Source organism: Sphingobium sp. CFD-1 (assembly GCF_024611115.1).
Lineage (GTDB): Bacteria > Pseudomonadota > Alphaproteobacteria > Sphingomonadales > Sphingomonadaceae > Sphingobium > Sphingobium baderi_A.
Genome location: NZ_CP084400.1, coordinates 41,199 through 64,300, shown reverse-complemented (window position 1 = coordinate 64,300; position 23,102 = coordinate 41,199). Strand labels below are relative to the sequence as shown.

At 64.4% G+C, this 23,102-nt stretch carries 23 protein-coding genes and 1 pseudogene; 6 read left to right on the top strand and 18 right to left on the bottom strand.

The features are described from left to right. Nucleotides 1–70: 70 nt before the first annotated feature. The 15 genes and pseudogenes from LDB26_RS20485 to LDB26_RS20415 form a co-directional block, all read right to left on the bottom strand. The gene (locus LDB26_RS20485; protein WP_007688069.1) at nt 71–1,012 is read right to left on the bottom strand and encodes a DUF2493 domain-containing protein; all 942 of its coding nucleotides are present in this window, start codon (nt 1,010–1,012) and stop codon (nt 71–73) included. Nucleotides 1,013–1,359: 347 nt separating this feature from the next. Next, on the bottom strand, nt 1,360–2,100 hold the full coding sequence (arsH, locus tag LDB26_RS20480) for an arsenical resistance protein ArsH (RefSeq protein ID WP_007688070.1): 741 nt from the start codon (nt 2,098–2,100) through the stop codon (nt 1,360–1,362). After that, entirely contained in the window at nt 2,100–2,531 is a 432-nt protein-coding gene (gene arsN2, locus LDB26_RS20475) for an arsenic resistance N-acetyltransferase ArsN2 (RefSeq protein WP_007688071.1), read from the bottom strand. Before arsN2 ends, arsH begins: the two co-directional genes overlap by 1 nt. Next, nucleotides 2,528–3,595: an ACR3 family arsenite efflux transporter gene (arsB, locus tag LDB26_RS20470; RefSeq protein ID WP_007688072.1), complete on the bottom strand. Its 1,068-nt coding sequence runs from the start codon at nt 3,593–3,595 to the stop codon at nt 2,528–2,530. The genes arsN2 and arsB overlap by 4 nt, the downstream gene beginning before the upstream one ends. Continuing rightward, nucleotides 3,592–4,032: an arsenate reductase (glutaredoxin) gene (gene arsC, locus LDB26_RS20465; protein ID WP_007688073.1), complete on the bottom strand. Its 441-nt coding sequence runs from the start codon at nt 4,030–4,032 to the stop codon at nt 3,592–3,594. The genes arsB and arsC overlap by 4 nt, the downstream gene beginning before the upstream one ends. Beyond that, nucleotides 4,029–4,565, bottom strand: coding sequence for an arsenate reductase ArsC (locus LDB26_RS20460; RefSeq protein ID WP_007688074.1), 537 nt, complete (start codon nt 4,563–4,565; stop codon nt 4,029–4,031). The genes arsC and LDB26_RS20460 overlap by 4 nt, the downstream gene beginning before the upstream one ends. Before the next feature lie 12 nt (nt 4,566–4,577). Then, nucleotides 4,578–4,916, bottom strand: coding sequence for a helix-turn-helix transcriptional regulator (locus tag LDB26_RS20455; protein ID WP_013849891.1), 339 nt, complete (start codon nt 4,914–4,916; stop codon nt 4,578–4,580). Nucleotides 4,917–4,968: 52 nt separating this feature from the next. Beyond that, nucleotides 4,969–5,142, bottom strand: a pseudogene (locus LDB26_RS20450) (zincin-like metallopeptidase domain-containing protein); the annotation flags it as partial. Between the two features lie 157 nt (nt 5,143–5,299). Next, entirely contained in the window at nt 5,300–7,276 is a 1,977-nt protein-coding gene (locus LDB26_RS20445; RefSeq protein ID WP_009823943.1) for a strawberry notch C-terminal domain-containing protein, read from the bottom strand. 183 nt (nt 7,277–7,459) lie between these two features. Continuing rightward, complete coding sequence (locus LDB26_RS20440) at nt 7,460–8,464, bottom strand: site-specific integrase (RefSeq protein WP_009823939.1); 1,005 nt, start codon at nt 8,462–8,464, stop codon at nt 7,460–7,462. Continuing rightward, nucleotides 8,461–9,816, bottom strand: coding sequence for a tyrosine-type recombinase/integrase (locus LDB26_RS20435; RefSeq protein WP_009823940.1), 1,356 nt, complete (start codon nt 9,814–9,816; stop codon nt 8,461–8,463). The genes LDB26_RS20440 and LDB26_RS20435 overlap by 4 nt, the downstream gene beginning before the upstream one ends. After that, on the bottom strand, nt 9,813–11,045 hold the full coding sequence (locus LDB26_RS20430) for a site-specific integrase (protein WP_007015824.1): 1,233 nt from the start codon (nt 11,043–11,045) through the stop codon (nt 9,813–9,815). Before LDB26_RS20430 ends, LDB26_RS20435 begins: the two co-directional genes overlap by 4 nt. Before the next feature lie 90 nt (nt 11,046–11,135). Next, entirely contained in the window at nt 11,136–13,331 is a 2,196-nt protein-coding gene (locus LDB26_RS20425) for a strawberry notch-like NTP hydrolase domain-containing protein (protein WP_257542273.1), read from the bottom strand. Nucleotides 13,332–13,397: 66 nt separating this feature from the next. After that, the gene (locus LDB26_RS20420; RefSeq protein WP_007688081.1) at nt 13,398–14,264 is read right to left on the bottom strand and encodes a toprim domain-containing protein; all 867 of its coding nucleotides are present in this window, start codon (nt 14,262–14,264) and stop codon (nt 13,398–13,400) included. A gap of 61 nt (nt 14,265–14,325) precedes the next feature. Continuing rightward, nucleotides 14,326–14,652, bottom strand: coding sequence for a single-stranded DNA-binding protein (locus LDB26_RS20415; RefSeq protein ID WP_007688082.1), 327 nt, complete (start codon nt 14,650–14,652; stop codon nt 14,326–14,328). Between the two features lie 79 nt (nt 14,653–14,731). Between LDB26_RS20415 and LDB26_RS20410 the strand changes: the two genes are divergently transcribed. From LDB26_RS20410 to LDB26_RS20390, 5 genes are all read left to right on the top strand, one after another. Then, on the top strand, nt 14,732–14,932 hold the full coding sequence (locus LDB26_RS20410) for a hypothetical protein (protein WP_013041755.1): 201 nt from the start codon (nt 14,732–14,734) through the stop codon (nt 14,930–14,932). 386 nt (nt 14,933–15,318) lie between these two features. Beyond that, nucleotides 15,319–16,407 carry a replication initiation protein gene (locus tag LDB26_RS20405; RefSeq protein WP_007688083.1) on the top strand — a complete coding sequence of 363 codons (1,089 nt, stop codon included), beginning with the start codon at nt 15,319–15,321 and terminating at the stop codon, nt 16,405–16,407. A gap of 195 nt (nt 16,408–16,602) precedes the next feature. Further along, nucleotides 16,603–17,805: an AAA family ATPase gene (locus LDB26_RS20400; RefSeq protein ID WP_007688084.1), complete on the top strand. Its 1,203-nt coding sequence runs from the start codon at nt 16,603–16,605 to the stop codon at nt 17,803–17,805. Nucleotides 17,806–17,852: 47 nt separating this feature from the next. Beyond that, a complete protein-coding gene (locus LDB26_RS20395; RefSeq protein ID WP_013849890.1) occupies nt 17,853–18,866 on the top strand; it encodes a ParB/RepB/Spo0J family partition protein in 1,014 nt (337 codons plus the stop codon). A gap of 64 nt (nt 18,867–18,930) precedes the next feature. Beyond that, nucleotides 18,931–19,281, top strand: coding sequence for a hypothetical protein (locus LDB26_RS20390; protein WP_007688086.1), 351 nt, complete (start codon nt 18,931–18,933; stop codon nt 19,279–19,281). A gap of 44 nt (nt 19,282–19,325) precedes the next feature. On the opposite strand, the gene LDB26_RS20385 is transcribed toward LDB26_RS20390, so the two are convergent. From LDB26_RS20385 to LDB26_RS20375, 3 genes are all read right to left on the bottom strand, one after another. After that, nucleotides 19,326–20,009 carry an RES family NAD+ phosphorylase gene (locus LDB26_RS20385; RefSeq protein ID WP_013041559.1) on the bottom strand — a complete coding sequence of 228 codons (684 nt, stop codon included), beginning with the start codon at nt 20,007–20,009 and terminating at the stop codon, nt 19,326–19,328. Continuing rightward, nucleotides 20,009–20,407 (bottom strand): antitoxin Xre-like helix-turn-helix domain-containing protein, encoded by a 399-nt coding sequence (locus tag LDB26_RS20380; RefSeq protein ID WP_007686501.1) that lies wholly within the window; start codon nt 20,405–20,407, stop codon nt 20,009–20,011. Before LDB26_RS20380 ends, LDB26_RS20385 begins: the two co-directional genes overlap by 1 nt. A gap of 96 nt (nt 20,408–20,503) precedes the next feature. Further along, the gene (locus LDB26_RS20375; RefSeq protein WP_007686500.1) at nt 20,504–21,670 is read right to left on the bottom strand and encodes a hypothetical protein; all 1,167 of its coding nucleotides are present in this window, start codon (nt 21,668–21,670) and stop codon (nt 20,504–20,506) included. A 146-nt stretch (nt 21,671–21,816) separates the two neighbouring features. On the opposite strand from LDB26_RS20375, the gene LDB26_RS20370 reads away from it, so the two are divergent. Then, nucleotides 21,817–23,055 carry a site-specific integrase gene (locus LDB26_RS20370; RefSeq protein WP_013039113.1) on the top strand — a complete coding sequence of 413 codons (1,239 nt, stop codon included), beginning with the start codon at nt 21,817–21,819 and terminating at the stop codon, nt 23,053–23,055. Nucleotides 23,056–23,102 lie beyond the last annotated feature (47 nt).

Sequence of the window (23,102 nt, the reverse complement as noted above, 5' to 3'; positions counted from 1 at the left end):
CCCCCTCCCCTCCGGCACCGGAATCCGCGAGATTGAGAAAAGCCGGCCGCCGAAGCGGCCGGCACGGCGGTCAGCCGCGAGATAAAGCCGCCGGCGGCGTTCCGAGCGGTCCGCGGCGATCGACGACATGGATGCCGCGCGCCTTGGCCTCGACCACCAGCCTTTCGGTGACGCCGTTGCCCTGGAAGGCAATGACGTAGCGCGGCTTGACCGAGAGCATCTGCTCGTTGCGCCGGAAGCCGGCACGATCGCCAAGCTTGCGATCAAGGCCGAACCGCAGCTGCTGGATGCCGTTCTGCTCGGCCCAGGATGCTGCAAGACGCTCGATGCCCTTCATGTCGCCGCCATGGACGAGATACATGTCGCCCACACGTTCGCGCACGGCCTTGAGGGTCCGCAGCAGATTGTCGGCAAACTGCTTGGCCTCGTCGTCGCTGGCGAAGCGAAGGCGCCCGCCGGCGAAGACCACGGGCGTGCCATGGACCATATTGGCATCGCGCACCCGCTCGCGCCGCGCCTGCAAATAGGCCCGGCCATCGACGATCGCAGCGGTCGTGCCGAGCGAGATGCGGTTGCCGGTCGCGGGCACCCAGGAGCGGCCGGTCTCATGCAGATAGTGGCGCGCCGCGGTGTCGCGCATCCCCTCATAGGCCTGGGCGGACTGCTCGACCTTGCGGGCGAGATCGATCTTGTCCTCGAGATCAGCGGTCGCGATCTCCGATCCGTCCTGCTCGGCGAGCAGGAGCCGGATCTCGTCGGTCAGGCGGTCGATCAGCTGATGCTTCTTGGCGGCCGCGCGGTGGAAGAGATTGACGAAGCCCCAGCCCAGATCCTCGATGTCGCGTTCGAGCGCGGTGAAGGGGAAGAGCGCGAAGAGATCGCTCCAGATGGCGCTGACGGTCTGTTCGAGCGCTTCGGCCGGCGGCGGCGCTTCCATCGAGCGTTGGTCGCCCATCAGGTCGAGATGGCCGAGTTCGAGTGCTTGGAGCACTGCTGAAAGGGAGCTGGTCATGAGGGATTGCCTTTCCGTGTCGCAGGGCCGGCGGCCTTCCCGCCGGATGCGCACCCTCCGGGCCATCGAAAAAGCGGCGGCGGCACCGCCGGGCAACGCCCAAGGGGAACCCGATAAGGTCCGGGTGGTGCGGGCAGGCGCGCCTCGGCGCGCCAACACGGCCGGAGCGTTCGGGTTGCCGCCGCCAGCGCGATGGCCCATGTGCCGCATCCTCTGGCGAAAGGCGCGAAGGCCCTGTCGCGTCAGGCATTCATGACGCAGAGGACCTTAAGAAGGGCACCCGCAACCCGATCTCCCGATACGCACAGGACGGCATGAAAGCGCGTCGCATCGGAAGAGCCCGGCCGTCAGGCCTTCGACCGTGAGGCCAGATCTTGGGCCGCGTCGCGCTTGGCGGCTGCCGCCTTGCGTTCCGAATAGCGGTCCACGAGTTGATCGGCATGGCGACGTGTCAGCACCGTGAAGCGCACCAGCTCCTCCATGACGTCGACGATCCGGTCATAATAGCTTGAGGCACTGAGACGGCCGTCCTCGTCGAACTCCTTGAACGCCATAGCAATGCTCGACTGGTTGGGGATGGTGAACATGCGCATCCACCGCCCGAGCAGCCGCAACGTGTTGACCGCGTTGAACGACTGCGATCCGCCCGAAACCTGCATGACGGCCAGGGTCCGGCCCTGGGTCGGACGCATGCCGCCGAATTCGAGCGGCAAATGGTCGATCTGCGCTTTCATGATGCCGGTGATCTGGCCGTGCCGTTCGGGACTGCACCAGACCATGCCCTCGGACCAAAGCGCATGCTCGCGAAGCTCATGCACCGCCGGGTGATCATCGTCCTTGATCTGGTCGGGGAGCGGGAGATCGGCCGGATCGAAGATCCGCACTTCGGCGCCGAAGAGGATGAGCAGCCGGGCCGCTTCCTCGACCGCGAAGCGACTGAACGACCGCTCGCGCAGCGAGCCGTAGAGGAGGAGGATGCGAGGTTTCGGCTCAAGCGCGCCGAGCCCGGCGGCGAGATCGGGCCGGATCATTGCACGGTCCAGCGCGGGCATGTGATCGGGTTCGGGAAGGATACGAAGACGCGACATCAGGCAATCCATTTGTACAAAAGGGCGGCGCTCGCCGGGCATAGCGATCGGAACTCGGCCGATTGCGCGATGACGGCAGGAACGTCGGTCCGTTCGGCTGTTTCATAGCCGTGACGGCGAAAGAAAGGCTCGGCGGTCGTGGTGAGCAGGTACAGGCTAGTCGCGCCCTCATCAGCTGCAGCGCGTTCGACTGCCGTGAGAATGGCACCGCCCAATCCGCATCCGCGCCGATCGGCCTTCACGACCAGCGAGCGCAGCAGGCGGTCGGAGCCGTCGCCTTCGATCCCGCCATAGCCGACAAGGCCAACATCATCCTCGAACCGAAAGAAGCGGCGTCCCGCCTCGGCGAGATCACTGGCAGGCAGACCCGCCGCGCTCAGCTCCGCCATCAGGTCGGAAAGCGACCTGGAATCCAGGAGTGTAGCGATCATGCAGGAACGCGTTGCTCGTACCAGGGCCGCGTCTTCTTGACGATGCTGACGACAGACAGCATTACCGGCACCTCGACCAGCACGCCCACCACGGTCGCGAGCGCGGCCCCGGAATTGAGGCCGAACAGGCTGATCGCGGCTGCAACCGCGAGCTCGAAGAAATTGGACGCGCCGATCAGCGCGGCCGGAGCGGCGACGCACCAGGCCACGCCGAAGCGCCGGCTGAGCCAATAGGCCAGGCCCGCATTGAAGTAGACCTGGATGAGGATGGGAATGGCAATCAGTGCGATGACCAGCGGATGAGCCAGGATCGCCGGGCCCTGGAAGCCGAACAGGAGGACGAGCGTCGTCAGCAGCGCAACCAGCGACACCGGCCCAAGCGTTGCCAGCAGCCGATCGAGCGCCGGCTGCCCGCCTGACGATAGCAACGCCCGACGAATGATCTGCGCGACGATGACGGGCACGACGATATAGAGCAGGACCGAGATGAGCAGCGTGTCCCAGGGCACTGTGATCGAGGCGACCCCGAGCAGCAGTCCGACCAGCGGTGCGAAGGCGAAGACCATGATCACGTCGTTGAGCGCCACCTGGCTCAGCGTATAGGTCGGCTCGCCGTCGCACAGGTTCGACCAGACGAACACCATCGCCGTGCAGGGGGCGGCGGCGAGCAGGATGAGCCCGGCGATATAGGCGTTGATCTCGCCCTGCGGCAGCAGCGGCCGGAAGAGCCATCCCAGGAACAGCGTGCCGAGCAGCGCCATTGAAAAGGGCTTCACCGCCCAGTTGATGAAGAGGGTGACGCCGACGCCCTTCCAGTGTTGGCGAACCGACCCCAACGCGCCGAGGTCGATCTTGAGCAGCATGGGGACGATCATCAGCCAGATCAGCACAGCCACGACCAGGTTCACGCGCGCGATCTCAGCCGATGCGATGGCTGCGAACAGATTCGGCAGCGAATAGCCGAGCGCGATGCCGACAGCGATGCAGAGCGCCACCCAGACGCTCAAATAGCGTTCGAAGCTGTTGATCGCCGGCTTGGGTCGTGCCGCAACGGTCGCGTTCACGCCCCGATCCTCTTGCCGGCGGCGTCGATGACCTGCTCGCCATCTTCCTTGGTGAAAGCCCCGCGCTGGGCGGACGGGAGAAGATCGAGCACCTCTTCCGATGGACGGCAGAGTTTCACGCCGAGCGGCGACACAACGATTGGCCGGTTGATGAGGATCGGATGTTCGATCATCGCATCAATGAGCTGGTCATCGCTGAGCGTCGGATCGGCAAGACCCAGCTCGGCGAAGGGCGTGCCCTTCTCGCGGAGCAACTGGCGTGCGCTGATGCCCATGCGGGCGATGAGCGAAACCAGGCGCGGGCGGTTGGGCGGCGTCTTGAGATATTCGATCACATGCGGCTCGATCCCGGCGTTGCGGATCATCGCCAGCGTGTTGCGCGACGTCCCACACTCGGGATTGTGATAGATGACGATATCGATTGCGGCATTGCTCATGCGCTGGGTGCCTTTTCGCTTGGGAGGTCGGCGCGGCCCTGTTCCTTGCCGATCCGGTTCAGCCGGTTCTGTAGACTCATCTTGTCGAGGCCTTCGAACGGCAGGTTGGTGAACAGCGAGATGCGATTGAACAGCATCCTGTAAGTATCGAAGAAGGCCGCGTGCTGCACCGTTTCGCTGTCCTCGATAGCGGCCGGATCGGGCACCCCCCAATTGGCGGTCAGCGGCTGCCCCGGCCAAACCGGGCAAAGCTCATTGGCGGCATTGTCGCAAACGGTGAACACGAAATCCAAGGACGGCGCATCGGGGCCGGAAAACTCTTCCCAGCTCTTCGAGCGGAACCGGCTTGCGTCGTAGTTCAGCTTCTCCAAGAGATGAATGGTGAACGGATGGACCTCGCCCTTGGGCTGGCTGCCGGCGCTGAACGATTTGAAACGGCCTAGCCCCTCACGGCTGAGGATCGCCTCGGCCATGATGGAACGGGCGGAATTGCCCGTGCAAAGAAACAGTACGTTCAACAGGCGATCCGTCATGTTGATGTCCTTTCAGGCAGCACGACAGGCAAGCAGTTCATCCGCAAGTGGATGGCAGAGCTCGGCCCGGCCACCACAGCAGTCCTTGACGAGGAACAGCATCACGGAGCGTAGCGCATCGAGATCGGCGCGGTAGTTGATGATCCGGCTGCGCCGCTCGGATGTGACCAGGCCGGCACGCGCCAGGGTCGCCAAATGCACCGACATCGTGTTCTGCGGGACATCCAGCGCCTTGGCGACCTCGCCGGCGGGAAGGCCTTCGGGTTCGTGACGCACCAGAAGGCGGAAGGCGTCGAGGCGCGTGGCTTGGGCAAGCGCGCCCAACGCGACGATGACAGATTCGTTATCCATATATCCACGATAGCGGATATATGGATATAGTGCAATCGGCGACATGGCGAGATCAAGCAGCCGCCTGCTCGTCCAGATCATCCTCGCAAGCGAGATCGGTTGCCCGCAGCAGAAACCCGGCGGCTTCCTCGGCTCGCGCAGCCGCCGTCAGCAATGCGCGATTATCCTTGCGCAAAATGGCGAGCCAGGATCCGATATAAGCCGCGTGGTCGTCGAGATGGGTGGTTGTCCTTCGAGAGCGAGAGGTTCTTGACCTTCACGGACTGGATCATCGGTTGTCTCCTTCGAGGGTTGCGCCGACCTCGTCGGCCGGCTTGAGCCACTCAGGCCCACCCGGCCGAAGGCCCCCTCCCCTCTCTTCGGTCGCTTGGCGCGGCCGCGGGTCAGTCCGTGATCCTGGCGAGGATCTCGAGGGCGCGGCTCGGGGGAACGAACAGCCGCGTGCGGTGCTGGATGATCTCGGTGAAGCAGCCCGCCGCCTTGAGATGCGGCAGCGCCTCGGGCTTCCAGTCCAGCAATTCGAGGCGTTGATCGCCGGCGACCAAGGCGCGCTTCAGCCGCAGCGCTCCGATCGGCATGATCTCGCCCGAGGTGCGGACGTGCTCGACCCGCGCGCCGAGGTCGATCTCGACATGGGCCGCGATGCCGAATGCGCTGGCAATCCGCTCAACCAGCGGCGCCGGAATAAGACGCCCGAGAAGCGACTGGCCGTCATCGCTCGTCAGCCGCCAGACCTGGACATGATCGTCGGGCAGCTTGCCCCACACCGGAAGCAGCAGGCCAGTGACCAGATAGATGATCTGCGTGCGCGTCTGCGCCGCCATTGCGTCGCATTCGGCCTGCCAGGCTTCGTCGAAGCTCGCCCGGTCCACGTCGGTCCAATGGGTTTCGGCGAAGAGGTCCTGCCGGTGCCGTTCGGTGCGCGTCGGCCGCACCAGCTCATAGCGGCGCACGGTCCGCCCCTCTTCGTCCGTCAGCGAGAAGGTCGGCCGGCAAATGGCGGCCTTGCCGGAACGCGGGTTGATCAACCCGCGCGCTTCCGGGTCGGCCAGAAGCCAATGCGCTCGCTCCAGGGTCAGCGGCCGATATCGCTCCTCGGTTTCGATACGCAGGATCTCGGTTTCGGCGCCGCTCACGGGATCGCGCCGGATCACCGTCCGGTCGAGGATCGAAATACGGTCGGCCGCGATCGTTTCGACGCCAAGATCGAGGGTGCCGGCCTCGCGTGCCTTTTCCACCCGTGCTTCGATCAAGCCGAGATATTCGTCGAAGATCGCGTTCTGCAGGTCGATGCGCAGCGCCAGGATGCGGTTCAACCACCGCTGGATCGTGGGCAAGGTCTCGGTGAGCCCCCCGCCCTCCCCGGCCAGGTTCAAACCGGTGAGCGCCTGGAACTGATCGAAGTGGACCGATTGGAGTTTTGCCTGGAACAGCAGGCGAAACCACTGGTCGAGCGATTCCCGCGCGAAGTCGGACTCCAGATTGTCGCGGGGGTCGAAAAGTCCCTGCCCGCCGGTCTGGCGTTGGCCACGGGTCAGCGCGCCCAGGCTGTCGAGGCGCCGGGCGATGGTCGAGATGAACCGCCGTTCGCCACGGCAATCGGTGGAAACGGGCCGAAACAAGGGCGGGCAGGCTTGGTGGGTGCGGTGCGTGCGGCCCAGCCCCTGGATCGCCGCGTCCGCGCGCCAACCGGGCTCGAGGAGATAGTGAATGCGGCGGCTCTGATTGGGCGCGTCGAGGCTGGCGTGGTAACTCCGCCCCGTGCCGCCGGCGTCGGAGAAGATCAGGATGCGCTTTTCGCCGCGCATGAAGATGTCGGTCTCCGCGAGGTTCGTGCGCGCGCTGCGCCGTTCGATCCGCTGACGGCCGTCGGCATCGACGACGATCCGCCGGCTGCGGCCCGTCACCTCGGCCACAGCCTCCGTCCCGAAATGCCCGATTATGTGATCGAGCGCCGAGCCGACGACCGGCAGCGCACAGAGTTGCTCGAGGAGCTGGTCGCGCATGGCCATCGCTTCCCGGCACAGCACGGGCTGCCCGGCCTCGTCGATCATCGGTTCCGAGCGCACCGTGCCGCTATCGTCGGTATAGGTGCGCATCTGGCGCACGGGAAAGGCCGCGGTCAGATAATCGACCAGGAATTCGCGCGGGGACAGCTCGATATCGAGCCAGGCGCGCTCCTCGGGGGACAGGTCGGCAAGGGCACGATCGAGCATCGCTTCCGAGGTCGACACGAGCTGGACGACGGCGCAGTCGCCGCGCGCGAGATCGGCGGCGATCGCCGGGATCAGCGAGGGCAGCTTCATCGACAGCAGGATCTGGCCGAAGAAGCGTTGCTTGGTCGATTCGAAGATCGACAATGCCGCGGCCTTCGCGCCGCTATTATAGGTGGCACCGCTGAAGTCGTCGGTGACGCGCGTGGCGGCGAGCGCGGCCTGCAGATTGTTGTGAATGATCGCTTATCGCGAGGAAGCGGTAATGCGGAGGAACGCGGCGTAGTCCTGCAAAGCTGCGGAACATTTCGCCACGTCCTTCACATTATTCTATAGGGTGTCGAGCCATCCCATCAGATTGGCATCTCGCTTCCACGAAGGTGGCACGTTGCTCGCCGCCGGGGCGCCAACCTGTTCCAGCGCCTTTCGTTTGGTCTCCAGATTGGCCTGAGCATAGTGATTGGTCGTATCGAGACTGACGTGCCCGAGCCAACTGCGGATGACGGTGATATCGACTCCGGCGGCAACGAGGTGGACGGCGGTCGCGTGCCGGAAGCTGTGAGGCGTAACGTGTTTTGACTGGAGGGTCAGCGTCGATTTCGCGGCTTGTTCCACGTAGGCGTTGAGCTTGAACCGCACCCCTGACGCCCCTAGCGGTTCACCGTATCGATTGACGAAGATCCGCTCATCGGGCGCACGCGGCTGTCGCTCCAGTAGCTTCCTGAGCAATGCCACGGTTTCTGGCCAGAGCGGGCAGATGCGTTCCTTGCGCCCCTTGCCGTAAAGACGCACGAAGTTCGGTGCATCGAACCGGATTGCTTCGGGACAGAGGTCAAGCGCCTCTTGGATTCGCGCGCCACTGTTATAGAGGAACGAGAGCAGTACATGGTCGCGCAGCCCTTCGAGTGTCGATCGGTTGGGCTGGGCGAGGATGGCCTCGACCTCCTCGGGCTCGAGGTAGCACGGCGCGGAGGTGGGCTCCCGCTTCAACGGAACAGCCAGGACCTCTGAGCACTGCGCGATGTATTCCGGATTCTTGTCCGCCACGAAGCTGAAGAAGCTGCGGATGGCGGCCAGTCGGCAGTTCCGCGTGCCGATCGTGGTCTTGCGGCCATGCTCGGTATGATGAAGGAACGCGCGCACCTCGCCGGCCGAGACGTCGGTGAGCGTCAGCCGCGCGACCCCGCAGCCTTTTCGCTCCGCGACGAACCGAAGCAGCAGCCGCCAGGTGTCGCGATAAGAGCGGATCGTGTGGATTGACGCGCTGCGCTGCTCGGCCAGCCACTCCTGGAAGAACGCCCGCAACAACGCGGGCAATGGATTGCCTTTCCTCATGGCCGCGCCTCCGTGACAAGGCACGGGGCGCCGAGCGCGCGGAACCGTTCACTGGCTTCCTGCAACAGATCCTGCGTGACGGTGATGTAGACCAGCGTGGAGTGGAGATCCCGGTGCCCCATGTAGGTCGAGAGGAAGTGCAGTTTTTCCTGAGGGTTAATGCCGGACCGGTACCACTGGAGGATGCGGTTCACCACCATCGAGTGACGAAGGTCATGGACCCGCGGCCCGGTCCGGCCCGAAGCGGGCTTGAGCCCAGCACGGCGCATGACGTTGGTAATCATTGTCGTAACCGCCTCGGGCCTGTAGCGGTCATTTAAGTGGGCATGCCAGAACAGCCCTGATTTCGGGTTCTGTGGGCCGCCAGCGCGCCGCCTCGCATCGATGTACGCGCGCAGTTCGACCGCGACACTGTCGGATAGAGGCAAGATCCTGGTCTTGTAGAACTTCGTTTCCCGGATCGTGATCGTGCTTGATTGCAGGTCCACGTCACCAAGATCGAGCCATGCCAGCTCGCTTCGCCGTAGCCCGGCACAATAGGCCAGCATGATCATGGTGTAGAGGGTCAACGGCCGCAGCGGAGCGTCCGGCGACGGATAAGTCCGTGCGGTATCGAGCATACGCCGAACGTCAGCCGGGCTGAAGATATGCGGTTGCCGATGCTCCCGCGCTACTTCCCGCTCTGGCCGGGGATTGAAGCGCTTTGGCGGGATAGTCGGATCGAGGCGGAACCGCGCCTTGGTCAGGATGCGCGCCAGCTTCTGGCATTCAGCCGCGTGGTTGCGGGTCGGCTTGGCAGCCGCCCAGCTCGCAATCATTGCCTCAAGTGGTTGCTCCGCGAGGTCGGGACGGGCCTGAAGGAACCGATCGAACCGCAGCAGCCAGTGAGCCTGCGCTTCATATTGATATCCCCGGCTGCGCATCAGCATGACATGGTCTTGCATGAAGTCACCCAGCACGCTGCCGAAGGGCGCAGGCCGTCGTAACGCGGCCAAGGATTCGTCGGGATTCGGGGAAGCCAAGGCCCGCCAGATCGGCTTGCTTTGCTTGACGTTGTACCGACGGCGAAGTGCAGCAACAGGGTTGTCGGCGATCAGCCCGATTTCGACGAGGTGGTCGAGGAAGCGGTCGACAATGCAGACCTGATTGAGCAGCGTCGACAATCGCCAACGTTTTTGCATCTCCTTCAGCCAGGCGTCGAGCATCTGCCGGTCCACCGCCGGATGCCGGCGGGCAACATCTTCGAAGGTGCAAAGGAACCAGCGATATGTCGGTACGCTTCCCGGCCGGAACTGCGATTTTACCAGGAAGGCGTCGACGACGGTGCGATCGGGATCGTGCCAGGCGCTCATGACAGCACCTCCATTCCAGGCACCTCGAGTGCCACGGCTCGGAGATCATCTGTTGCCAGTTTGAGATAAGTATTGGTGGATTCGGTGGATCGATGCCCGAGCACGTCGCCGATGATCTTTTGCGGGACCGATGCCCGCAGCATTTCGACCGCACGTGCGTGGCGGAAGACATGCGGCCCCCGCTTTCCTGCTGGCACTACGCCTGCGGCGGCCAACCGACCGCGGATCATGCCGTACAGGTTCGTCATTGCGATATAGGGTGCGCAGGATCGGACGAAGATTTCCCGCACTTCAACCTGGGGCCGCCCAAGGCGCAGATAATCCAGCAGCGCTTCACCAACAGTCACCATTAGCGGCATGTACGAGTACGCGTTGGTCTTGGTGTGGCAGATCCGGAGGGATTCTGCGCGCCAGTCCACGTCATCGAGCCGAAGGCGGCATATCTCACCTTCGCGCAGCCCATACGTGGCAAGCAGCTGAAGTATCGCATAATCGCGTAGTCCGCGTGGCGATCTGTCCTCCTGCGTTGTCGCCAGAACCGCGGCGATTTGGCTCCTTTCCAGCGTCGACGGCACATCTTCGTAGGCATAGAGCATGGGGCCGATGATGTGTGGCGTCAGATCGGTCGGGATGCGACCCGTCCGATGCAGATGGCGAACCACCGAACGGAGACGCTCAGCGACATCGGCCAATGATTTGCGCCGTAAACCAGGCGCGCGCATGTCCATGTAGAGATCGATGTCCACGATGCTCAACGTTTCGAGGCTGGCGGCACCGGCCCGGTCGAACTGCCATCGCAGGAAGTTTCGCGCCTCCCACATCAGCGCCGCAATGGACGCGCTTGCCAAACCGCGCTCCTCGCGCAGCCATGCCTCGTATTCGCGGCAAATTTCATGTCGATGCTCGTCATCGGGACCGATCATTTCTGCGTCCGGGGGCCAATTGCCTTGAGCAAGCCGGAGGAGCTTGGCGATCGCGGTGCGGGGCAACATGTGCCAACGCGCACTGGGAGGCCGACCGTACTGGATCTCAAAATCCTGAACCGCATAGCCAAAATACTGATCGACCTGCTGCGGCGTCACAGTCTCGACCTGTATATCGCACTCGGCCAGATAATCGAGAAACGCGCGGGCGTAGAGACGGTGGTTCGCCACGACCACGGGATTGTAATTCTGTGTGGTGAGCGAATTCGAGAGTTCGGTGATCAACTCGTCATGCAACTTCAACATGATTGCCTCCTCAGCTGGTCCAGGGACCGCCGAGGTTCGCAACCAATATAATGCGCAGCAACTGCGCACACTATCATGGGAATTCGCCGGTTACGCCGCGCTCCTCCGCATTACCGCTTCCTCGCGATAAGCCGTCTTATGCGCAGCTCGCCATAAGATCGCCCAGGCATCGGCATAGGCATTGTAGACGGCGATCTGTTCTTCGCTGAGCCGATGCTCGAGGATGTCATATTCGACGCCGGCGAAGCTGAGCGCCCGCGCGGCATAGAGGCCCTGCGCTTTGAGGTCGCGGGCGATCAACTCCATCGCCGCGATGCCGCCTCGGCGCAGGGATTCCACGAAGGCCCGCCGGTCGGCGAAGGCCGTCTGCGGTCCCCACAATCCGAGGCGTGTCGCATAGGCAAGATTGTTGACATCCGAGGCGCCCGTCGCCGAGGCGTAGAGAATCCGGGCGCGCGGAGCGAGATTTTGCAGGCGGACGCCGGCAATGCCCTGCTCGGACCCTTTCGTGGCGCCGAACCGGCCCTCGCCGCCGGCCACCCCGGCCATTTCATGCGCCTCGTCGAAAACGATGACGCCGCTGAAATCCTCACCCATCCATTCGATCAGCTGGCGCAGCCGCGTGCCCCTGTCGCCGCGGTTGGAGCGCAGGGTGGCATAGGTCAGGAAGAGGATCCCATCGCCCAGCGCGATCGGGGTGCCGAGCTTCCACTGGTTGAGATGCTGGATGTCGAGCGGCAAGCCGCCAAGCGCCGACCAGTCCCGGCGAGCGTCTTCGACCAGCGTCTCGCTCTTGGATATCCAGAGGTGGCGGCGGTTGCCACGCAACCACTGGTCGAGGATGACGCCTGCCACCTGCCGCCCCTTGCCGGCGCCCGTGCCATCGCCAAGGAAAAAGCCGGTCCGATAGGCGTTACCGGCCTCTGCCGGCGACAGCGAAAGACCCTCCTCGCTGGATATGAACCGCCCGGGAAGATCGCGCTCGAACGCCGCGCCAGCGTAGATCAGCGTTTCGAGCTGCGCGTCCGAGAGCAGGCCGTCGTCCAGGATCCTGGCCGGCAGCACGGGTTCATAAGCGACCGGGGGTGCGGCAATCGATCCCATTGCCTGCGATTCGACCAGCGCGCTTGGGTGCTCACGAGCATCGGCAATCAGCAGACGGCTCGGCCGATAGGGCAGGTAAATCCCTTGCGGTTCGCCCGCGGGTGCGGGCGCGTCGAGACGGTGATAGGCGACCGCGCGGGTCGTGGGCAGGGTCACCGCCGCACGCGAGCAGACGGGGCGGGTCCGCCGCGTGAGGCCCCGGAACAATCCGCTGGGGCGGGAGATCGGCTGCGGCTGCGGCGCGCATGGGGTCGCCATCGCATCGATGGCCGCAAGCGCAGCGCCGAGCGTCGTGCAGGTCTGGCGCGGGACCGAGCCCCCTGCCCCGTCCTTTTCGAGGAGTATGAGCTGGACTGCCTGGCCGGTGCCGTGCTTGGCATAGGCATCGGGCGGCAGGTCGAGATGCAGCCGGGCATGCGCGCCCGCAGTGGCGTGCAGCCAATCCGCGTCCTCCGTCTCGATGCGGTCGGGGAGAATAACGGCGCAGCGCCCGCCTGGAGCAAGCCGCAACAGCGCGGAGCGCAAATGGCGAAGCGCGGCATGGCGATCGCGCGCGCGCCCCTGGCTTCGCGAGAAGGGCGGATTGAGGAGCACGACGCTCGGCACCAGTTGCGGATCGAGCATATCGTCGATCAGTTCGCCATCATGCGTGCTCAGCCTGCCTTCGGGAAAGGCGTGACGCAGCAAACGCGTGCGCCAGGCATCGATATCATTGAGAAGGAGGCGCGCGCCGGCGAGATGGGCGTGTACGGCCAGGAGGCCGGTCCCGGCCGAGGGCTCGAGCACGATATCGTGTGCCGTGATCGCGGCTGCCTTGGCGGCAAGGAAGCCGATCGGCGCCGGTGTCGAGAATTGCTGGAACGCGATCTGCGTTTCGCTACGCACGCTTTGCGTGGGAAGCGCCGCCGTCATAGCGATCAGCTGGGCGAGCCGCGCATTCGCATCTGCCGGGAGCGTCGCGTTCTTCAGATGGAGGACCTGCGCGAGTTCGAGCACATCGTAGGCGTCGCGCAATGACCACAGGCCATCGGCGCTCGAGCCACCGAAAGCGGAGGTCATTTCGGCAAGGAGGTCGTTACGTGCAACCGGACATCCTTCGGACAGCCGGTCGGCTATGCCTTGAGCAGCGGTACGGGCGGGATCATCGAGCGGCAGCGTGAGCGCGAGGGGGTGTGTGGCCATGGGGCATCTCCAGGTCTGACACCTGGCATCAGCGCCAGGTCATCAGCCGGAAGGCTCCCTCCCCTTTCAGGCCGCCTCGGCGGCCCGGCGGACACGCCAAGCATCATTCCAGTCCGCGTGCCGTTCCGGCAGCCGGAGCACCAGTTCGCGTCCATTGGCTGTGAGATGGGGGCGGGCTTTTTTGAGCATGGCGGCAGCGGCGGCACCGCGATCGCCATAGACGATGATACGCTTGACCCGTTCGGGGATGGCGACAAGCCCAAGGCGTTCGACCCCGCCCAGCGCCCAGGTGGGCGTTCCGAACCAGGCCATTGCTGAAAGGGCGTCCTCGATGCCTTCGGCAAGGCCAAGCTCCTCGCCGGCCGGCGCCAGACGAATGGCCGCGTCGCCGAGAAGGCCAAGGGCAATCTTCGGCTTTGGCATGGGTTTGTGCAGGATGTCGGCGAGATCGAGGCAGGTCCGCTGGACGGCGACAACCCCCAGATCATTCTCGACCGCGGCGATCATCGCCGGAAAGAACCGGCGGCGCTCACCGGCCCCGACGATGGTGCGCGGGTTGTAGCGCAGGCAACGCGGATAGGGAGGCGGCAGACCGCGCGCCGCCAGATAATCGGCCGCTGGAGATCCGGCGATGGGCTGGCTCGCCTTCCATAGGCGAAGTGCAAGAGCGCGATGGTCCGCGGCCGCCTTCGGGCGCGGCATTGTGAGCGGCTCCGCATCGTGAAGTTTGCGCCGGCGCAAAGCAGCCAGAACATCGCGCGTGTCGCAGCCGGCAAAGCAGTGGAACAGGATCGCCCGCTCGCCCAGGCGTACCGACAGGCTGGGACCATGATCGTTATGTGCCGGGCACCGGCATTCGCCGCGCGTACCGCGCCAGATCCCACCCAGGGCTTCGACAATGGCTTTGGCGCGATGGGGAGCAGCTATGGGCATCGACTAATCCTCGGAAGTGGTGGAGCGCCGCTGCTGATTGCGCCCTCCCCTCCCCGATATTTCACCCCGGCATGCCTTTGGGTGCCAGGATCCCGAATTCCTCGACGATGCGATCGGTTGTGTAGTGCGTCGCGCCGTCGCGTTCATAGGAGTTGTCCTTGAGCCGTCCGGCTATGCGCACGAGATCCCCGACTTGAGCCCGGTCGGCGATATGTTTTCGCTGGCCTTCGCTGAAGACGCTCACGCGGTTCCAGTGGCTGTCTTCCTGCCATTCGTTATCGTCACCCTTGCGGCGATAATTCGCGCAGACCGACAGCAGGGTGACTTTCGGCCGCGCGTCGATTTCCCCGATCCGGCCGATGATCTCGAACTTGGCGAAGTTGATCATGCACCCTCCATGCGCAAGGTCATTTGGCCGGCAGCCTATCGTAGGCGGCTAACTTCGCGTATCCCTCCAGGCGGGGGGATTGAACGATTGCATCAGGCGCGACGCCGATCTCTTTCTCAAAATAAAAAGAATCAAAACGCCGCTGCTCGCAGCGGAAGCTTTTCCGATTCAAAAGGATTCAGATTCAGGAGGCCGAAAGCACAGCATTTCTGCGGGTTTGAGCAAGCTTATCCTGACCGGACGGGGGATTTTGCCTGCCCTTCCGGGGGCGCTTCCCTGACCGATCGGGGGATGCAACCTGACCTGCTGGGGCCTTCCTGACCGTATGGGGGACAGCTTCCTGCTGGAGTGATTCGCTCGCCATAGCGTTCGTCAGGGACTTTCTTCGGCGTCCGCGCTGCCGTTTGCGCGGGTCCGGGCGCTTGGAAACGCGACTCGCCGCACTTCCTCATGGTTTGCTGCTTCGGAGCGAAGTTCCATCCTGACCTCTTGGGGGCCGAATCCGGTGTCTATCCTGCCCTGACTTGACGCGTAAGGACAGGTCAGGCAGATTTTCTCCCACGCTGGACGAATCGGCGCAGACTTCATGGCATGGATGACGAGCAAGCCCTAGATCACGCTGTAACGCCCTCCCCCACCGGCGATGACGCTTCTCCGGGACGGGCGATGCGGGTGGCTGCCGCCCTGCAGGCAAAGGGCGGTGACGAGTTCGCCAAGCCCGGCAGCATCGTCGAGGTCAAGTTCGTCAAAGGCCAGTCGCTTAGCCTGACTGCTTCGCGTTTGCTTGCGCTGATGATTTTGACCGCGGGCGGTGATGCCTGGGAGGACCGCCCGCACAAGATGCGAAAGGCGGACATTCGCCGCGGCCACAAGGGCAATGAGCGCATCTCGGATATGCTTGAGGAATTGCACCGCACGCTTTTCGCGGTCGACGACAAGTCCTGGCGCGGCAAGAAGGCGACGCTGCGCTTTTCGCTTATCTCGTCGTCGCGCGAAGAAGCGGAAGACGAAGAGGGCGCGGACGCTGGGTGGATCGAGTGGGAGTTCACGCCCGAAGCCCGAAAGCTGATCCAGGAATCGGAGACCTATGCGGTCCTGAACCGCCAGGCGGTGCTCGGCTTCCGATCAACCTATGCGCTCAAGCTGTACGAGATCGGGGCGCTGAGGCTGCATAGGCGCCAGTCGCTCTGGAAGGGCGACATGACGGCGCTGCGTGCGCTGCTCGGCATCGCGCCGGACGTCTACAAGGATTTCGCGCAGCTGCGCCGCAAAGTTCTCGAAAAGGCGAAGGCCGAAATCGACCAGCTCGCCCATTTTCGCGTGGAGTGGCGGGAGATCCGCCAGGGCAGAACTGTCACCGAAATCGAATTCCGCTTTGAGCCCAAGGATGCTCCGGCCCAAATCGCGACCGTGGATGAGATCGGTCGGCACTCTGCGGGCAGAAAGGCGCGGCGCGAGGACGAGGTGGAGACCGTTGCCGTCGAGGCTGTCACACAGGCGGCGGTGGCGGCCTTGGTGTCAAAGGATAAGGCTGGGGCAGGGGAGGTCACCTTCCCGAACGGCACGATCCGCTTTGGCTCGGACACGCTCGCGGCCATCGGCCGTTCGGCTGGCGGCGGTTGGGACATCGATCTCATTGCCGATGCCTATCGCGCGCAGATGGGCGAAAGGCTGGCGAAGCTCAAGGGCGCCAAGCTGATCGCATCCTGGACCGGCTTCTGCGAGAGTTTCCTGGCACGACGCGGGCGCCCCTGAGCCGAAATTGCACCGGTGCAATTTCGGGGTGAACTGCCCCCAAGGGGTCAGGTTGCGAGGGGGCGCAAAAGGTCTGCGGCGCAGATTGGGCAAGTTTCGCCCTTCGGGCTGGGCCGACTTGCGAAAATCAGCCTTCGATTGACCTAAAAGTGCAAATTGAGCTATGCCCCCTCTAGTTTCGCAAGGGGGCCTCTCTTGGCTGCATCACTCGACATTGAGGGCACGCAGGACCTGCTGTCCGTCTCGACGCTCGCACAACGGACCAGCTCTGTCCTCGAGCGGCTCCGCGACTCCGCGCGGAGTGCCCGGGCGGACGAGCGGCGCGAGCCGACGTTCCCGATTGGCAAGGCCGCGGAACTGGTCGGCCGAACCGCGGCGGCCATTCGCGAGGCCGAGAAGGACGGCCGCTTGCCGCCGCCTCCGCGAACCGAGAATAATCGGCGTGTCGGCTATACCCTGGCGCAGCTCAACGACATGCGCGGACTGTTCGGCACCCGGCCCTGGCGGGCCGCAACCGATCCCTGCTGCGTTATCGCGGTGCAGAACTTCAAGGGCGGGGTGGGGAAATCGACTCTTTCGGTGCACCTGGCCCAATATCTCGCGATCAAGGGCTACCGGGTGGCTCTCATCGATTGCGACAGCCAAGCGTCGGCAACCACGCTATTCGGCTATGTGCCCGACCTCGACCTGACCGAGGAGGACACGCTCTATCCATTCCTGCGGCACGACGACATGGAGTCGCTCGACTATGCCCTGCGCAAGACCCACTTCGACGGCCTCGAGCTTGTTCCGGCCAATCTGCGGCTGTTCCAGTCGGAATATGAAATCGCAGCGCGCATGGCGCGGGGGCAGGGGAACCTGATCGACCGCATGGCGCAAGGCATCGCGAGCATTGCCGATCGGTTCGATGTGGTGGTTCTCGATCCGCCTCCGGCGCTCGGCGCGATCTCGCTTTCGGTGCTGCGCGCGGCCAATGCGCTGGTGGTGCCGGTTCCGCCGACGGTGATGGACTTCTCGTCGACGGCGGCCTTCCTCGCCATGCTCGATGAGACCATAGAGACGCTGGCCGATCGCGGCTTGGCGCCGTCGCTGCAGTTCCTGCGCTTTGTGGCGTCCAAGGTCGATGAGAATAAGTCGATGCAGAAGGAACTGCTGAACCTGATGCGGACCCTTTTCGGTCACGCGATCGTCCGTACGCCGCTCAAGGATTCGGCCGAAATCGACAATGCAACGGCGCGGCTGATGACCGTCTACGAGCTGGACGGCCCGGTCACCAGTTCGACGGTGCGCAACCGCTGCCTTGCCTATCTTGATGGCGTGAACAGTGAAATTGAGGTCGACATTCGGTCGATGTGGCCGAGCCATTTGACGCGGCTTCGCAAGGAGGGACTCGCCTGATGCGAGCAAAATTGCACCGGTGCAATTCCGGGTAGAAGGGGTGGATGATGAGCAAGAAGAACGCCAACTTCGCGGCTGATCTGGTCGCCGGAATCGACCCGGGGGCGCAAGCCCCAGCGGCGCGGCGCCCTGGCATCGGTGCGAGCGTGCTGGCGGGCCGGGAAAGCCGGCTTGCCGAATTGGCGACGGGCAGCGTCGTCTCGCGCACCCATGAGCTTGTCGATCCCGCGCGCTGCCGAATGTGGGCGGGGCATAACCGCGAATATGCGCTCCTCAATGAGGAGCGGTGCGCCGACCTCATCGAGAGCATCAAGGCGCAGGGCAAGCAAGAAATGCCCGCCATCGTTCGCCGCGTGAAGGACGATCCTGCCTTCGATTTCGAGGTGATTTGCGGCGCGCGCCGGCATTGGACGATCAGTTGGCTGCGCGCCCACAACTATCCGGATTTCCGCTTTCTCGTCGATATCCGTAGCCTTACCGACGAGGAGGCCTTCCGTCTCGCTGACCTCGAGAATCGGGCGCGCGACGATCTCACCGATCTGGAGCGCGCGCGCGACTATCTGCGCGCGCTCGACGCCTATTATGAGGGGCGCCAGAAGGTGATGGCCGAGCGGATCAATGTCACGGAAAGCTGGCTCAGCCGCTATCTCGACCTTGCCCGGCTGCCGGCGGAACTGATGGCGGCCTTCGCCCTTCCGCAGGATCTCAGGATCAAGCATGTCACCGCGATCAAGCCTCTCTTGAAACCGGAGGATCGGCGGCAGCGTGTGTTCGCCGAGGCGGGACGTCTCGCTCAGGTGCAGTCCGATCGCGCAGCACCGATGCCGGTCCCCGATATCATACGCGCGCTCGCTCTGGCCGCCGATCCCCCCAAGAGGTCAGGATCCCCCAAGAAGTCAGGAAAGCCGGAAACGATCGTGTCCGAAGGGGGGAAACCATTGCTGAAAGTGGAGGCGGTGGATCGTAAGGGTCTCAAACTTACCTTGCTCCCGCATGCCGGTGGTACGCGGGCTGAAGCGGAGGCCGCGTTGAAAGCGCTGCTCGATCAGCATTGGAGCTAGGACAATCTTCAGCGGTTCTGAGACGTGAGAGTTTTGTCTTCACATGTTGAATATGGACTGCCCTATGACTGCAGCCTTCCAGGATGACATTCGCGAGAATGAGATCATCTCGCCCCGTCGTCTGGCGGAGCGCCTGCGCTTCTCCATGGCGCATTTGGCTCGCGTTGCTCGCCTGGATCCTAAGGCCATGACTCTGTATCCCTCCGCCCCGACCGTGCAGATTAAACTGGAGGAAATAGCCCGAGTTATAACGCGAGCGGCAGAACTTGCAGGCGAAGAAGGCAAGGCGGTTATCTGGTTCAAGCATCAACCCATTTCTGGAGTTGGGAAAACGGCCGCGGAATTGGTTGCGAATGGCGATATCGATATCGTCATGGAAGATCTCGATCGTATGGCTGCCGGGGTCTATTCCTGACAGGCGTCACTCAAGGCCGAAAGGTTAGCTTGTCCGCAGGACCTTTAGGCGAATGTCTTCTTCTCGTAGACGGTGACAATCGCCCGGCCATCCCAAACGTAGCACAGGTGCCGCTCCTGTCGGCTGTTGGCGAGTAGGCGAGGGCGGAACACCGCGGCGCACTCGCCGTCGGCGTCGCGCACGCTTTGGTACACGATGCCATCCGAACCTTGCTCACGCAGGTGCCGGCCAAGCGCCTGGCCGGCGGCATAGCTGTCCGGGGCGTAGAGGGCAGGGCGTTCATCGCGCAGGCCGCGAATATCGTGGAGCATGGCGTCCAGGTCGACCGCGTAGACGCGCATGTCGAGTTCCTGCGCCGGTTCGTGGGTGTACGCCATGAAGCGGGTTCGGTGATGGCGCGTCTCGGCAACCGCAGTCTCGATGGTGCTGGCAGCGTAGAACAGCCCGAAACTGCCGTCACAGAACCGGCTGCCATCGGGATTTAGGTGGGTGAACGCTGCCATGATCGCCGATGTTCCGGGTCCCGATACGCGGTCCTCCGGTGGGACGAGGGCGAGGTCCCCGACCTCGTCGCGAAGCCGGTCGTTGGTCATCGCCTCGATCGCATAGACCGCTTCCAGGTCGGCCGGATCCGCGACATCCTCAAACAGCGATATGGGCGGGAACCGGCTTGCGACGATCCGGTAGCACGGTTGCCACCGCACTTGCGTCGTCGCAATGGCATCCATCAGCCGCGCTGCGCGTCGATATATTGACGCACCACGTAGAGATCGGCGACATTGCCCGAGGCCATCCGCTCGATCGCCGGGCGTCCGGCGAACAGCGGCGCCTCATTGGGTTTGCGTACCCATTCGTTGGCGGTACGGGGCAGGAGCATCTTCAGCCCCTTGTAGATCCCCATGACATAGGAGATGCGCTCCAGCGCATCCTTGGGAATCGCCGCGACCGCGCCGCGCTTCCAGGTCTGGAAGGTCGAGCGGCTGTCGAGCCCGAGAAGCTTCATCTGCTCGGCTTCCTTGAGGTCCCAGGCGTCGGCAATGCGGAAAAAGGTGCGCAGCGCCGGACCGCTCAGATCCTTGCGGCTGGGCGCTTTGGCGGGGACGCCGGAATGGGCAGTTGTGGCCATTGGCCATCTCCTTCTTTCTCTGTCTATGTATGATATCTGTACATAACGTCAAGAAGAGATCAGTTTTCATACACGCCGAATGCGCGCGATGCCGCGTCAGGGATGGCCAGAACTGCCGGCGAGCAGCCGGTCGATCTCACCCATCGCCGCGTCGAACTCGGCAAGAGCCGCATGGGGGAGGGCGGTAGCCTGGTCCAAAGACGCCGGCTGCCCATCCCTTCCCGGTTCTTCGACGACCAGCAGGGCCTTCCCCTTGACCGTCTCCCGCCGTGCCATGCGCGCCGCCACAAGGGCGTCGCCGATCGCATAGGTGCCGCGCCGACTGATCCCGAACGCCCAGGTGATCTGATCGAGCCCGAGTGGCGCAAAACCAGCGAGCAGGATCCACACCTGCGGTGCCCGCGCGCTCGAGCGCAGGTGCCCCAACTGCTCGCGCATCAGCACCGCGCGCCGCCGCGCTTGCGCGACCAGCTCGGCAAGCCGGGTCACGCTGCGCTGGAGGCTGCGGGCCGCCAGCATGGCGCGTTCGCCCGGCCAGAGCTGCGGCTGCAGCGTTTGCGCCGTCACCGCGCCGGGGCAGGGGAGGGCGCGGGCCCACGCGCCGGACGCGGTCAGCAGCCGCCCCAGCGCGGCATCGACCGCCCAGAGCGGGGTGCGCGTGGCGGCCTGCTCGATCGCCACCGCGCGGTTCCCAAACGAACGGATTTGCACCGCGCGCTCCAGCGGCGCGAACCGCGGATCGGCGCGCAGCAGCGCGTGCAGGCGGGCCAGACCCGCGAAGGGCAGGGGGGTCTCGTCATCCGCGCCGGCCTGTTTCATTAGCGTGATCGCCCTGCCGATCGCTTCCTCCGCCAGCGCGTCTTCGGCTTGCATCGGGCGGTCGGCCCCGAAGCGAGCGGCCAGAGCGATGGTCTGCGCGGCATCGGCGAGCGGTTCCCACGGATGACGGCTGAGTTCGCCGAGCAGGGCGCGGACCACGGCATAGGCGGAGCAGCCGGTGAGGGGTGTCTCTTGGGGGCCGCGGTCGAGCCCGGCGAACCAGGCGTTGAACCGGTGTTCGGCGTCCGCAAATCCCGCTTGCGCCAGGGATGAAAGCAACACCTCCCGCAGCAGCCCTACGCAGAACAGCCGTTTTTCGATATCGGTGAGGCTGGCGAGGAGCCCGTCGAGCCGGCCGAGCGCCAGCGCGCATTCGCCTTGCGCGAGGGCGAGCTCCTCGGGTGGGACGTCGGTGTCGGCGGCGAGGGGATGGAAGCGCTCCATGCCGGATGTGTAGTGAATGCCAAAACACTGCACAACTACTCAGGTGGTTGGTGAACGAACATGTGATAATTGCACTTATCACATAAGCAGATTTGACCGTTCTTTATAAGGTGGGCTACAAGCGCGGCTGAGGAGCGAGGCGCGTCGTGAGCACCGAAACCGCCCGGGAAGGGCCAGAAATCCCCGTAGCGCCGCCTGAGGCTGTCCTGCCGGCCGTCAGGGCGCCGGCCGACCTTGCGTGGACGATCGTGCAGATGCGCGCCGGCGAGCGCATCACCGTCAACGAGGGCCTGATCGCCGCCTATCAGGCCGCTTCATCGCCCCATAGCATCCGTGCGCTCAAGTCCGACGTCGAGGCGTTCGATGCGTGGTGTAGGCGCAACAACCGGATCGCGCTGCCGGCCACGCCCGAGACCGTGGCCGATTATCTCGACGCGCGGGCCGGGAAGGGGAGCCGGCCGGCCTCGCTATCCCGCTACAAGGCGTCGATCGCCAAGATCCACCAGCTGCTCGAGCTCAAGGATCCGACGCCGGCGCCGCTGGTGAAGCTGCGGCTCCAGACGGTGCGCCGCGAGAAGGGGGCTGCGCAGAAGCAGGCGCGGCCGCTGCGGTTCAAGGGCCCGGTGCGCGACGTCGAGCGCGACAAGGCGCGGGGGCTCAACATCCGCGCGCTGCTCGAGAGTTGTGGCGAGGATCTGCCGGGGCTGCGTGATCGGGCGCTGCTATCGGCCGCTTATGACACCGGGCTGCGCGCCTCCGAACTGGTGGCGGTCGCCATTGAGCATATTGAGGAGGCGATCGATCCCGAAGCGCGGCTGCTGCAGATTCTGCGTCATAAGGGCGATCAAGACGGGGAGGGGGCGACCGCCTACCTCAGCCCGCGCACCGTCGCGGCGATCGCGGCGTGGACCGAAGCGGCGGGGATCACGACAGGGCCGCTGTTCCGGCGGGTGCAGGTGCGGCGCTACAAGGCGCGGGCAGCCGTGCGCGGTCGGCCGATCGACAGCATCTCGGGCCGGGAGACGTGGGATCTGCGCAAGACGCTGTCCAAGCCGGCGGTGAAGGCGCGCGTCGAATATGACATCGGCACCGTGGCGCTGCACCCGGGCTCGATCGGACCAATCTTTCGGTCGATCATCGGCCGCGCGTTCGACCGTGGCGCGCTGCCCGATTTGACGGCGGACGATCTGGCGCGGTTGCTGAAGGGGATCAGTGCGCACTCGACGCGGATCGGGCTCAATCAGGACCTGTTCGCCAGCGGGGAGGATTTGGCCGGCATCATGGACGCGCTGCGGTGGAAGTCGCCGCGGATGCCGCTCGCTTATAATCGCAATCTCGCGGCAGAGCAGGGGGCGGCGGGGCGCCTTATGGCGAAGATTGGCTAGTCATGACGGCCTAAATAGGTCTTTGGATGATGCCGTGCGACCACACG

Coding starts and splice junctions, on each gene's coding strand:
- LDB26_RS20485 (WP_007688069.1), bottom strand. CDS start 1,012: ATGACCAGCTCCCTTTCAGCAGTGCTCCAAGCACTCGAACTCGGCCAT.
- arsH (WP_007688070.1), bottom strand. CDS start 2,100: ATGTCGCGTCTTCGTATCCTTCCCGAACCCGATCACATGCCCGCGCTG.
- arsN2 (WP_007688071.1), bottom strand. CDS start 2,531: ATGATCGCTACACTCCTGGATTCCAGGTCGCTTTCCGACCTGATGGCG.
- arsC (WP_007688073.1), bottom strand. CDS start 4,032: ATGAGCAATGCCGCAATCGATATCGTCATCTATCACAATCCCGAGTGT.
- LDB26_RS20460 (WP_007688074.1), bottom strand. CDS start 4,565: ATGACGGATCGCCTGTTGAACGTACTGTTTCTTTGCACGGGCAATTCC.
- LDB26_RS20455 (WP_013849891.1), bottom strand. CDS start 4,916: ATGGATAACGAATCTGTCATCGTCGCGTTGGGCGCGCTTGCCCAAGCC.
- LDB26_RS20440 (WP_009823939.1), bottom strand. CDS start 8,464: ATGAGGAAAGGCAATCCATTGCCCGCGTTGTTGCGGGCGTTCTTCCAG.
- LDB26_RS20435 (WP_009823940.1), bottom strand. CDS start 9,816: ATGAGCGCCTGGCACGATCCCGATCGCACCGTCGTCGACGCCTTCCTG.
- LDB26_RS20430 (WP_007015824.1), bottom strand. CDS start 11,045: ATGTTGAAGTTGCATGACGAGTTGATCACCGAACTCTCGAATTCGCTC.
- LDB26_RS20425 (WP_257542273.1), bottom strand. CDS start 13,331: ATGGCCACACACCCCCTCGCGCTCACGCTGCCGCTCGATGATCCCGCC.
- LDB26_RS20420 (WP_007688081.1), bottom strand. CDS start 14,264: ATGCCCATAGCTGCTCCCCATCGCGCCAAAGCCATTGTCGAAGCCCTG.
- LDB26_RS20415 (WP_007688082.1), bottom strand. CDS start 14,652: ATGATCAACTTCGCCAAGTTCGAGATCATCGGCCGGATCGGGGAAATC.
- LDB26_RS20405 (WP_007688083.1), top strand. CDS start 15,319: ATGCGGGTGGCTGCCGCCCTGCAGGCAAAGGGCGGTGACGAGTTCGCC.
- LDB26_RS20395 (WP_013849890.1), top strand. CDS start 17,853: ATGAGCAAGAAGAACGCCAACTTCGCGGCTGATCTGGTCGCCGGAATC.
- LDB26_RS20390 (WP_007688086.1), top strand. CDS start 18,931: ATGACTGCAGCCTTCCAGGATGACATTCGCGAGAATGAGATCATCTCG.
- LDB26_RS20385 (WP_013041559.1), bottom strand. CDS start 20,009: ATGGATGCCATTGCGACGACGCAAGTGCGGTGGCAACCGTGCTACCGG.
- LDB26_RS20380 (WP_007686501.1), bottom strand. CDS start 20,407: ATGGCCACAACTGCCCATTCCGGCGTCCCCGCCAAAGCGCCCAGCCGC.
- LDB26_RS20375 (WP_007686500.1), bottom strand. CDS start 21,670: ATGGAGCGCTTCCATCCCCTCGCCGCCGACACCGACGTCCCACCCGAG.